Here is an 8,844-nt window from a genome sequence, read left to right as displayed (position 1 = left end):
GAAATGGTGATGCCGGGTGACAACGTCAAGATGGTCGTCACCCTGATCAACCCGGTGGCGATGGACGAAGGCCTGCGCTTCGCCATCCGCGAAGGCGGCCGCACCGTCGGCGCCGGCGTGGTCTCGAAGATCATCGAGTAATCTGGTAGTATCTGCGCCCCGATGTTGCCTGGGTAGGGCATCGGGGCGTATCAAATGGGAAAGCAGGCACAGGATGTGCCTTGTGTTCCCCGGACCAGGAAGGGTCAATGCCATTCAGGCGGCGTCAACAGGCGACTGTTGACAGCTGCCTTGTGTGCCATTATGCTTCTACGTCTGGGCAGGCCGGGAAACTGGTCTGCCTACGTTTTTGAGGTCTATGGAGTGACCTTGTCGGCCTGCAGGAGTGTGGGCCGTCCGTATTCAGGAATTTCATGGGGCAAAGCAACCCAGAGGCTTTGTCTGTCGCTCTTTTAACGAAGGAACCTACCGCCATGGCGGACCAAAAGATCCGGATCCGGCTGAAAGCGTTCGATCATCGTCTGATCGACCGTTCGGCCAGCGAGATCGTTGAAACGGCAAAGCGGACCGGCGCGCAAGTGCGTGGCCCGATCCCGCTGCCGACCAAGATCGAGCGCTACACCGTTCTCGTCTCCCCGCACGTCGACAAGGACGCGCGTGACCAGTACGAGACCCGCACGCACAAGCGCGTGCTCGATATCGTTGACCCGAATGACAAGACCGTGGACGCGCTGATGAAGCTCGAACTGGCTGCCGGCGTCGACGTTCAGATCAAGCTGACCTGAGGACTACGACCATGACGAAGAAGTATTCGTTGGGCTTCGTGGGCCGCAAGGCCGGCATGAGCCGCGTGTTCACTGAAGATGGCCGCTCCATCCCGGTGACCCTGATCGAAGCAACCCCGAACCGCATCGCGCAGATCAAGACCGTCGAAACCGACGGCTACAGCGCCGTGCAGGTGACCGTCGGCGCGCGTCGCGCTGCCCTGGTCAACAAGCCGGAAGCCGGCCACTTCGCCAAGGCGAAGGTGGAAGCGGGTCGTGGCCTGTGGGAATTCCGCGTTGAAGACGCGCAGCTCGGCGATTTCGCCGTTGGCGGCGAAGTCAAGGCGGACATCTTCGAAGTCGGCCAGATCGTCGACGTCCAGGGTGTCACCAAGGGTAAGGGCTTCCAGGGCACCATCAAGCGCCACAACTTCCGTATGGGCGATGCAACCCACGGTAACTCGCTGTCGCATCGCGCGCCGGGTTCGCTGGGTCAGCGCCAGACCCCGGGTCGCGTTTTCCCGGGCAAGAAGATGTCGGGCCACATGGGCGCGGTGCAGCAGAGCACCCAGAACCTGGAAGTGGTCAAGGTCGACGTCGAGCGCGGTCTGATCGCCGTTCGCGGCGCCGTTCCGGGCGCGGCCGGTGGCGATGTGATCGTCCGTCCGGCGAGCAAGGCATAAGGAGAGATGACGATGGAACTCGTTATCACGGGTAGCAACAACAAGGTCTCGGTCTCCGAAGCCGTGTTCGGTCGCGATTTCAGCGAAGATCTGGTCCACCAGGTCGTCGTTGCTTACCGCAACGCCGGTCGCGCCGGCACCAAGGCACAGAAGACTCGCTCCGAAGTGGCTGGTACCACCAAGAAGTCGAAGAAGCAGAAGGGCGGCGGCGCGCGTCATGGCGCACTGACGGCTCCGATCTTCGTCGGCGGCGGTGTCACCTTCGCGGCCAAGCCGCGCAGCTTCGAGCAGAAGGTCAATCGTAAGCAGTACCGTGCCGCCATGTGCGCGATCCTGTCCGAGCTGAACCGTCAGGGCCGTCTGACCATCGTGGAGTCCTTCGACGTCGAAGTGACCAACACGAAGGGTCTGGTCGCCAAGCTGGCCGGCCTGGAAGTGGGCAAGCGCCCGCTGATCGTCACCGAAGAAGCGTCCGAGCACCTGTACCTGTCCGCCCGCAATCTGCCGTACGTGCAGGTGCGTGACGTCCAGGGCCTGGATCCGGTCTCGCTGGTGGGTGCCGACACGGTCGTCATCACCGCTGACGCGGTCAAGAAGGTCGAGGAGTGGCTGGCATGAACAGCAACGAAAAAATCTTCAGCGTGCTGCGTGCCCCGCGTGTCTCCGAAAAGACCGCGCGCCTGCAGGAACTCTCCAACCAGTATGTCTTCGAAGTTTCGAACGAAGCCACCAAGGCCGATGTAAAGGCCGCGGTTGAGCAGCTGTTCGACGTCAAGGTCGAAGCTGTCAACGTGGTCAACGTCAAGGGCAAGAACAAGTCCTTCCGTAACCGTGCTGGCCGCCGCGGCGATTGGCGCAAGGCGTACGTTCGCCTGGCCGATGGCCAGTCGATCGATGTAACGGCCAAGGCCTGAGGTACATCCCATGCCATTGATGAAATTCAAGCCCACTTCCCCCGGCCGCCGTTCGGCCGTGCGCGTGGTCACTCCCGACCTGCACAAGGGTGCTCCGCACGCTGCCCTGGTCGAGTCGCAGAGCCGCTCGGGTGGTCGTAACCACCATGGCCGCATCACCGTGCGTCACGTCGGTGGTGGTGCCAAGCAGCACTACCGCATCATCGACTTCAAGCGCAACAAGCTGGGCATTCCGGCGCGCGTGGAACGCATCGAATACGATCCGAACCGCACCGCCCACATCGCCCTGCTGTGCTACGTCGACGGTGAGCGCCGCTACATCATCGCCCCGAAGGGCCTGAAGGCCGGTGATCAGGTGATCGCTGGTTCGGATGCCCCGATCAAGGCTGGCAACACCCTGCCGCTGCGCAACATCCCGGTCGGTACCACCATCCACTGCATCGAACTGAAGCCCGGCAAGGGCGCTCAGATCGCCCGCGCCGCCGGTGCGGCCGTGCAGCTGGTGGCCCGCGAAGGCATCTACGCCACCCTGCGCCTGCGCTCGGGTGAAATGCGCAAGGTGCCGGTCGAGTGCTGCGCCACCATCGGCGAAGTCGGCAACGACGAGCACAGCCTGGAAAAGCTGGGCAAGGCCGGTGCCAAGCGTTGGCGCGGCGTCCGCCCGACCGTTCGTGGTGCTGCCATGAACCCGGTTGACCACCCGCACGGTGGTGGTGAGGCCAAGGCCGGCCAGGGTAACCCGCATCCGGTCACCCCGTGGGGTGTCCCGACCAAGGGTTACAAGACGCGCCATAACAAGCGCACTCAGCAGTTCATCGTCCGCGATCGTAGGGGCTAATCGACCATGGCACGTTCACTCAAGAAGGGCCCGTTCGTCGATCACCACCTCGTCAAGAAGGTGGAGGCCGCTGCGGGCAGCAAGAAGCCGATCAAGACCTGGTCGCGCCGTTCGATGATCCTGCCTGACATGGTAGGCATCACCATTGCCGTGCATAACGGCAAGAACCACATCCCGGTTCTCGTCAACGAGAACATGGTCGGCCACAAGCTCGGCGAATTTGCCATCACCCGGACCTTCAAGGGTCACGGTGGTGACAAGAAGTCGGGCAAGTAAGGAGAGATGACAATGGAAGCGAAAGCCATCCTGCGCACTGCGCGCATCTCCCCGCAGAAGGCTCGTCTGGTCGCTGACCAGGTGCGCGGTCTGCCGGCCGAACGTGCGGTCAACCTGCTGAAGTTCTCGGACAAGAAGGCTGCCCACCTGATCAAGAAGGTGGTGGAGTCGGCTATTGCCAATGCCGAGAACAACCAGGGCGCCGACGTCGACGAGCTGAAGGTTCAGACCATCATGGTTGATGAAGGTCCGACCCTGAAGCGTTTCATGGCGCGGGCGAAAGGCCGCGGTACCCGCATCCTCAAGCGCACCAGCCACATCACTGTGGTTGTGGGCGCCGCCAAGTAAGCGGATAAGGAAAAGACCATGGGTCATAAAGTTCATCCGATTGGTATCCGCCTCGGCATTTCCAAGGACTGGAACTCCAAGTGGTACGCCAACAAGGCCGAGTTCGCCGGTTACCTGGCAGCCGACCTGAAAGTGCGCGACATGCTGCGCAAGAAGCTGGCCCAGGCCGGCATCAGCAAGATCCTGATCGAGCGTCCGGCCAAGACCGCTCGCGTGACGATCCACACCGCCCGTCCGGGCGTGGTGATCGGCAAGCGCGGTGAGGACATCGAGAAGCTGCGCAAGGAAGTGAGCGAGATGATGGGCGTCCCGGCGCACATCAACGTCACCGAAGTGCGCAAGCCGGAACTGGACGCGCAGCTCGTTGCCGAGTCGATCGCCCAGCAGCTGGAGCGTCGCATCATGTTCCGCCGTGCAATGAAGCGCTCGGTCGGCAACGCGATGCGCCTGGGTGCCCTGGGCATCAAGGTCAACGTCGGTGGCCGCCTCAACGGTGCAGAAATCGCCCGTTCGGAGTGGTACCGCGAAGGCCGCGTGCCGCTGCACACCCTGCGTGCCGACATCGACTATGGCTTCGCTGAAGCCAAGACGACCTACGGCATCATCGGCATCAAGGTCTGGATCTACAAGGGCGAGGTCTTCGATTTCTCCCAGGTTGGCCAGGAAAAGCAGGACGACACCCCGTCGCGCAACGATCGTCACGATCGCGGCGACCGTGGTGACCGTCAGCGCCCGGCCCGTGAAGCGAGGTAACGACAATGTTGCAACCCAAGCGAACCAAGTACCGCAAGGTACACAAGGGCCGTAACGATGGCCTGAGCTGGAGCGCCAACGCTGTCAGCTTCGGCGAATACGGCCTGAAGGCAACCGCACACGGTCAGCTGACCGCGCGCCAGATCGAAGCGGCCCGCCGCTCGATCAGCCGCTACGTCAAGCGCGGCGGCAAGATGTGGATCCGCGTGTTCCCCGACAAGCCCATCACCAAGAAGCCCATCGAAGTCCGAATGGGTTCGGGTAAGGGTAACGTGGAATACTGGGTGGCCCAGATCCAGCCCGGCCGCATGATCTATGAAATCGAGGGTGTTTCCGAGGAAGTGGCTCGCGAGGCGTTCCGCCTGGCCGCCGCCAAGCTCTCGGTCACCACCACTTTCGTGACCCGTACGGTGCGCTGATGGATATCAAAACTCTCCGTGAAAAGTCGGCTGACGAACTCAAGGCCCACCTGATCGACCTGCGTAAGGAACAGTTCTCTGTCCGTATGCAGCAGGTCACCGGCCAGCTGCCGAAGACCCACGACATTCGCCGGGTCCGTCGCGAGATTGCTCGCGTCAAGACCCTGCTCGGCAGCACGAAGTAAGGATGGCCGCTATGAGCGACAATACTGAAAAGAAGACGCTGCGCACGGTCGAAGGCCGTGTCGTCAGCAACAAGATGGACAAGACGGTTACCGTCCTGGTTGAGCGTCAGGTCAAGCACGCGCTGTACGGCAAGTACATCAAGCGCTCGACCAAGCTGCACGCCCACGATGCCGACAACGCCTGCAAGGAAGGCGATGTCGTCCGCGTGACCGAGATTGCTCCGATGTCCAAGACCAAGAACTGGCGCGTGGTGGAAGTCATCACGCGTGCGGCTGAATAAGGAGTCTGAATCATGATCCAGATGCAGAGCTACCTTGACGTCGCGGACAATTCGGGTGCCAAGCAGGTGATGTGCTTCAAGGTGCTGGGTGGTTCCAAGCGCCGTTACGCCGGCATCGGCGACATCATCAAGGTCACCGTGAAGGATGCGATTCCGCGCGGCAAGGTCAAGAAGGGTGAAGTGTATGACGCCGTCGTGGTGCGTACCCGCAAGGGTGTGCGTCGCGCCGACGGTTCGCTGATCCGCTTCGACGGCAACGCGGCCGTCCTGCTGAACAACAAGCAGGAGCCGATCGGTACCCGTATCTTCGGGCCGGTGACCCGTGAACTTCGTTCGGAGAAGTTCATGAAGATCGTCTCGCTCGCTCCCGAAGTGCTGTGAGCGACAGGAGATAATCATGGCTAACCGTATCAAGAAGGGCGACCAGGTTGTCGTCAACGCTGGCAAGGACAAGGGCAAGCAGGGCGAAGTCGTCCGCGTCGACGGCGACCGTGTGGTCGTCGCCAACGTGAACATCGTCAAGCGCCACACCAAGCCGAACCCGCAGGCAGGTGTTGCCGGCGGCGTGGTCGAGCGCGAAGCTTCGATCCATATCTCCAACGTGAACGTGCTGAACCCGGCTTCGGGCAAGGGCGAACGCGTTGGCTTCAAGGTGCTGGAGGATGGACGCAAACTGCGTGTGTTCCGCTCCAGCGGTGAGGCGCTCGACGCCTGAGGAATGTGAAGATGACTTCCCGTCTCGAAAAGATCTACAAGGAAGAAGTGGTGCCGGCGCTGATGAAGCAGTTCGGCTACACCAATCCGATGGAAGTACCGAAGCTCGTCAAGGTCACCCTGAACATGGGTGTCGGCGAGGCTGCCACCAACAAGAAGATCCTGGAAAACGCCGTCGCGGACATGACCAAGATTTCCGGCCAGAAGCCGGTTGTCACCAAGTCGCGTATCTCGGTCGCGTCGTTCAAGATCCGTGATGGTTGGCCGATCGGCTGCAAGACCACGCTGCGTCGCCACAAGATGTACGAGTTCCTGGACCGCCTGATCAACATCTCGCTGCCGCGCGTGCGCGACTTCCGTGGTGTTTCCGGCCGTTCCTTCGACGGCCGCGGCAACTTCAACATGGGTGTGAAGGAACAGATCATCTTCCCGGAAATCGACTTCGACGCCGTCGATGCGATCCGCGGTATGGATATCGCCATCACCACCACTGCGAAGACCGACGCGGAAGCGAAGGCGCTGCTGGCAGCGTTCAAGTTCCCGTTCCGTAACTGATCTGTCGAGGAAACCGAAATGGCAAAGACCTCCATGGTCAACCGCGACATCAAGCGGGAAAAGCTGGCCAAGAAGTACGCTGAAAAGCGTGCGGCTCTGAAGAAGATCGTGTCCTCCGTGGACGCGACCTACGAAGAGAAGATCGAGGCCGCAACCAAGCTGGCCAAGCTGCCGCGCGATTCGTCGCCGAGCCGCCAGCGTAATCGTTGCGAGCTGTCGGGTCGTCCGCGTGGCGTCTACAGCAAGTTCGGCCTGGGCCGTAACAAGCTGCGTGAAGCCACCATGCGTGGCGACGTACCGGGTCTGCGCAAGGCCAGCTGGTAACCCCAGCCGGCCCTGCGATCAGGAGCCCCTTCGGGGGTTCCTGAACCGGGCAGGGGAGGCATTCAGCTTTCCCGACGCAAAAAAACCGAGGAGCCCGGCGCAAGCCGGGCTCTTTTGGCGTATACTCCCGCGTCTTGCCCTGCGCAAACGGGGTCGTAGGAGTGGGCTTCCGGCCCGCTGCATCAAGGGACCTGGCCCGTTTCCAGGAGACAACAGATTTTCGCGAAAGCGGATATCGGTGCACTCAAAGGTACTCATATGAGCATGACTGATCCCATCGCCGACCTGCTGGTCCGCATCAAGAATGCGGCCGCGGTGGGCAAGCAGACGGTGAAAGCCCCGTCGTCCAAGATCAAGGTTGCGATCGCCCAGGTCCTGAAGGACGAGGGTTACATCGCCGACCTGCGCGTGACCCAGCTGGAAAACAACAAGTCCGAGCTGGAAATCGTGCTGAAGTATTTCGAAGGCAAGCCGGTCATCGCGACCCTGAAGCGCTTCTCGCGTTCGGGCCTGCGCCAGTACCGCGGCAAGAGCGAGCTGCCGAAGGTCATGAACGGCCTGGGTATCTCCATCATTTCCACCTCCAAGGGCATCATGACTGATGCGCAGGCGCGCCAGCTGGGCGTCGGCGGCGAAGTCCTGTGCTTCGTGGCCTAAGGCGAAAGGAGTAGAACTATGTCCCGCGTAGCCAAGAAGCCGATTACCCTGGGTAAGGTTGAACTGAACGTCCAGTCGGACAGCGTCACCGCCAAGGGCCCGAAGGGCACCCTGTCGCTGGCCAAGCCGGCCGGTATTGCCATCAACGTCGACAACGGCGTTGCCACCCTGAGCACCGAAAGCGCCGACCTGATCGCACTGACCGGTACCGTGCGTGCGATCCTGTCCAACATGGTCAAGGGCGTGTCCGAAGGCTTCGAGCGCAAGCTGGAGCTGGTGGGCGTGGGTTACCGCGCTGCCATGCAGGGCAAGGACCTGAACCTGTCGCTGGGCTTCTCGCACCCGGTCGTGTTCGTGGCGCCGGAAGGCATCACGCTGTCGACCCCGACCCAGACCGAGATCCTGGTCCAGGGCGCTGACAAGCAGGTCGTCGGTGAAGTCGCCGCCAAGATCCGTGCGTTCCGCAAGCCGGAACCGTACAAGGGCAAGGGCGTGAAGTACTCCGACGAAGTCATCATCCGTAAGGAAGCCAAGAAGGCATAAGCGCGAGTCCCTCGCAAGAGCCCGCACATCCCTGTGCGGACTTCTCAGGGAAAAGCTCTTCCTTCAGCTTTCAAGGAATAATCAAAATGAACAAGAACATCGCCCGCCTGCGTCGCGCCAAGTCGACCCGTGCCCACATCCGTGAGCTCGGCGTCGCCCGCCTGTCGGTGCTGCGCACCGGCCAGCACCTGTACGCCCAGGTCTTCACCGCCGACGGCTCCAAGGTGCTGGCTGCTGCCAACACCACCCAGGCCGACGTCATCGAAGGCCTGAAGAACGGCAAGAACGCCGATGCTGCTGCCAAGGTTGGCCGCATCGTTGCCGAGCGCGCCAAGGCCGCCGGCATCGAGAAGGTTGCCTTCGATCGTTCGGGCTACCGCTACCACGGCCGCATCAAGGCCCTGGCAGAAGCCGCCCGCGAAGCCGGCCTGCAGTTCTAAGGGACAAGGGCAGGGGGCCATTGGCCTCCTGCCCACCTGCTCGCCAGCCTGAGTGAGGCTGGACGGCGCCGCTCTTCTGCAGCGGCCCACCGGAACAACGCGTCACGCCACAACCATAAGCGGCTTCGAGCCGTACATACCCAAACAACC

At 61.9% G+C, this 8,844-nt stretch carries 19 protein-coding genes; all 19 read left to right on the top strand.

Annotated elements, in window-relative coordinates; translation table 11 throughout:
• Positions 1 to 141 (top strand): EF-Tu C-terminal domain-related protein (locus AC5P7R_RS03525; protein WP_487247787.1); only part of this gene is annotated, 141 nt, incomplete at its 5' end.
• Between the two features lie 332 nt (positions 142 to 473).
• Positions 474 to 785, top strand: a complete 312-nt coding sequence (gene rpsJ / locus AC5P7R_RS03520; protein WP_005408208.1) for a 30S ribosomal protein S10 — start codon at positions 474 to 476, stop codon at positions 783 to 785.
• 11 nt (positions 786 to 796) lie between these two features.
• Positions 797 to 1,447, top strand: coding sequence for a 50S ribosomal protein L3 (rplC, locus tag AC5P7R_RS03515; protein WP_004145336.1), 651 nt, complete (start codon positions 797 to 799; stop codon positions 1,445 to 1,447).
• 12 nt (positions 1,448 to 1,459) lie between these two features.
• Entirely contained in the window at positions 1,460 to 2,065 is a 606-nt protein-coding gene (gene rplD / locus AC5P7R_RS03510) for a 50S ribosomal protein L4 (RefSeq protein ID WP_019659578.1), read from the top strand.
• Positions 2,062 to 2,361 carry a 50S ribosomal protein L23 gene (rplW, locus tag AC5P7R_RS03505; protein WP_004145338.1) on the top strand — a complete coding sequence of 100 codons (300 nt, stop codon included), beginning with the start codon at positions 2,062 to 2,064 and terminating at the stop codon, positions 2,359 to 2,361. Before rplD ends, rplW begins: the two co-directional genes overlap by 4 nt.
• Before the next feature lie 10 nt (positions 2,362 to 2,371).
• Entirely contained in the window at positions 2,372 to 3,199 is an 828-nt protein-coding gene (gene rplB / locus AC5P7R_RS03500; RefSeq protein ID WP_004145339.1) for a 50S ribosomal protein L2, read from the top strand.
• A gap of 6 nt (positions 3,200 to 3,205) precedes the next feature.
• Entirely contained in the window at positions 3,206 to 3,475 is a 270-nt protein-coding gene (rpsS, locus tag AC5P7R_RS03495) for a 30S ribosomal protein S19 (RefSeq protein WP_005415413.1), read from the top strand.
• 12 nt (positions 3,476 to 3,487) lie between these two features.
• The gene (gene rplV, locus AC5P7R_RS03490) at positions 3,488 to 3,823 is read left to right on the top strand and encodes a 50S ribosomal protein L22 (RefSeq protein ID WP_004145348.1); all 336 of its coding nucleotides are present in this window, start codon (positions 3,488 to 3,490) and stop codon (positions 3,821 to 3,823) included.
• 18 nt (positions 3,824 to 3,841) lie between these two features.
• Positions 3,842 to 4,576 (top strand): 30S ribosomal protein S3, encoded by a 735-nt coding sequence (rpsC, locus tag AC5P7R_RS03485; protein WP_005415414.1) that lies wholly within the window; start codon positions 3,842 to 3,844, stop codon positions 4,574 to 4,576.
• A gap of 5 nt (positions 4,577 to 4,581) precedes the next feature.
• Positions 4,582 to 4,995, top strand: coding sequence for a 50S ribosomal protein L16 (rplP, locus tag AC5P7R_RS03480; protein ID WP_004154486.1), 414 nt, complete (start codon positions 4,582 to 4,584; stop codon positions 4,993 to 4,995).
• A complete protein-coding gene (gene rpmC, locus AC5P7R_RS03475) occupies positions 4,995 to 5,180 on the top strand; it encodes a 50S ribosomal protein L29 (RefSeq protein WP_004154487.1) in 186 nt (61 codons plus the stop codon). The genes rplP and rpmC overlap by 1 nt, the downstream gene beginning before the upstream one ends.
• A gap of 11 nt (positions 5,181 to 5,191) precedes the next feature.
• Positions 5,192 to 5,461, top strand: coding sequence for a 30S ribosomal protein S17 (gene rpsQ, locus AC5P7R_RS03470; RefSeq protein ID WP_004154489.1), 270 nt, complete (start codon positions 5,192 to 5,194; stop codon positions 5,459 to 5,461).
• A 12-nt stretch (positions 5,462 to 5,473) separates the two neighbouring features.
• Positions 5,474 to 5,842 (top strand): 50S ribosomal protein L14, encoded by a 369-nt coding sequence (rplN, locus tag AC5P7R_RS03465; protein WP_010483978.1) that lies wholly within the window; start codon positions 5,474 to 5,476, stop codon positions 5,840 to 5,842.
• Positions 5,843 to 5,858: 16 nt separating this feature from the next.
• Positions 5,859 to 6,176, top strand: coding sequence for a 50S ribosomal protein L24 (gene rplX, locus AC5P7R_RS03460; RefSeq protein ID WP_004154490.1), 318 nt, complete (start codon positions 5,859 to 5,861; stop codon positions 6,174 to 6,176).
• A gap of 11 nt (positions 6,177 to 6,187) precedes the next feature.
• The gene (gene rplE, locus AC5P7R_RS03455) at positions 6,188 to 6,730 is read left to right on the top strand and encodes a 50S ribosomal protein L5 (RefSeq protein WP_005415416.1); all 543 of its coding nucleotides are present in this window, start codon (positions 6,188 to 6,190) and stop codon (positions 6,728 to 6,730) included.
• Positions 6,731 to 6,748: 18 nt separating this feature from the next.
• Positions 6,749 to 7,054: a 30S ribosomal protein S14 gene (gene rpsN / locus AC5P7R_RS03450; RefSeq protein WP_019659577.1), complete on the top strand. Its 306-nt coding sequence runs from the start codon at positions 6,749 to 6,751 to the stop codon at positions 7,052 to 7,054.
• Between the two features lie 258 nt (positions 7,055 to 7,312).
• Complete coding sequence (rpsH, locus tag AC5P7R_RS03445) at positions 7,313 to 7,711, top strand: 30S ribosomal protein S8 (protein ID WP_021204581.1); 399 nt, start codon at positions 7,313 to 7,315, stop codon at positions 7,709 to 7,711.
• 18 nt (positions 7,712 to 7,729) lie between these two features.
• Complete coding sequence (rplF, locus tag AC5P7R_RS03440; protein ID WP_021204580.1) at positions 7,730 to 8,254, top strand: 50S ribosomal protein L6; 525 nt, start codon at positions 7,730 to 7,732, stop codon at positions 8,252 to 8,254.
• Between the two features lie 80 nt (positions 8,255 to 8,334).
• Positions 8,335 to 8,694, top strand: a complete 360-nt coding sequence (gene rplR, locus AC5P7R_RS03435) for a 50S ribosomal protein L18 (RefSeq protein ID WP_026346969.1) — start codon at positions 8,335 to 8,337, stop codon at positions 8,692 to 8,694.
• Positions 8,695 to 8,844 lie beyond the last annotated feature (150 nt).

Source organism: Stenotrophomonas sp. YJH_SMC_27 (genome assembly GCF_059369815.1).
This window is presented reverse-complemented; position numbering and strand designations above follow the sequence as displayed.

Bases quoted from the DNA above. Each gene is read 5' to 3' on its own strand.
- rplE (WP_005415416.1), top strand. From the start codon at position 6,188: ATGACTTCCCGTCTCGAAAAGATCTACAAGGAAGAAGTGGTGCCGGCG.
- rplN (WP_010483978.1), top strand. From the start codon at position 5,474: ATGATCCAGATGCAGAGCTACCTTGACGTCGCGGACAATTCGGGTGCC.
- rplP (WP_004154486.1), top strand. From the start codon at position 4,582: ATGTTGCAACCCAAGCGAACCAAGTACCGCAAGGTACACAAGGGCCGT.
- rpsC (WP_005415414.1), top strand. From the start codon at position 3,842: ATGGGTCATAAAGTTCATCCGATTGGTATCCGCCTCGGCATTTCCAAG.
- rplC (WP_004145336.1), top strand. From the start codon at position 797: ATGACGAAGAAGTATTCGTTGGGCTTCGTGGGCCGCAAGGCCGGCATG.
- rplV (WP_004145348.1), top strand. From the start codon at position 3,488: ATGGAAGCGAAAGCCATCCTGCGCACTGCGCGCATCTCCCCGCAGAAG.
- rplF (WP_021204580.1), top strand. From the start codon at position 7,730: ATGTCCCGCGTAGCCAAGAAGCCGATTACCCTGGGTAAGGTTGAACTG.
- rpsN (WP_019659577.1), top strand. From the start codon at position 6,749: ATGGCAAAGACCTCCATGGTCAACCGCGACATCAAGCGGGAAAAGCTG.
- rplW (WP_004145338.1), top strand. From the start codon at position 2,062: ATGAACAGCAACGAAAAAATCTTCAGCGTGCTGCGTGCCCCGCGTGTC.
- rpsH (WP_021204581.1), top strand. From the start codon at position 7,313: ATGAGCATGACTGATCCCATCGCCGACCTGCTGGTCCGCATCAAGAAT.
- rpmC (WP_004154487.1), top strand. From the start codon at position 4,995: ATGGATATCAAAACTCTCCGTGAAAAGTCGGCTGACGAACTCAAGGCC.
- rpsQ (WP_004154489.1), top strand. From the start codon at position 5,192: ATGAGCGACAATACTGAAAAGAAGACGCTGCGCACGGTCGAAGGCCGT.
- rplD (WP_019659578.1), top strand. From the start codon at position 1,460: ATGGAACTCGTTATCACGGGTAGCAACAACAAGGTCTCGGTCTCCGAA.
- rplB (WP_004145339.1), top strand. From the start codon at position 2,372: ATGCCATTGATGAAATTCAAGCCCACTTCCCCCGGCCGCCGTTCGGCC.
- rplX (WP_004154490.1), top strand. From the start codon at position 5,859: ATGGCTAACCGTATCAAGAAGGGCGACCAGGTTGTCGTCAACGCTGGC.
- rpsJ (WP_005408208.1), top strand. From the start codon at position 474: ATGGCGGACCAAAAGATCCGGATCCGGCTGAAAGCGTTCGATCATCGT.
- rpsS (WP_005415413.1), top strand. From the start codon at position 3,206: ATGGCACGTTCACTCAAGAAGGGCCCGTTCGTCGATCACCACCTCGTC.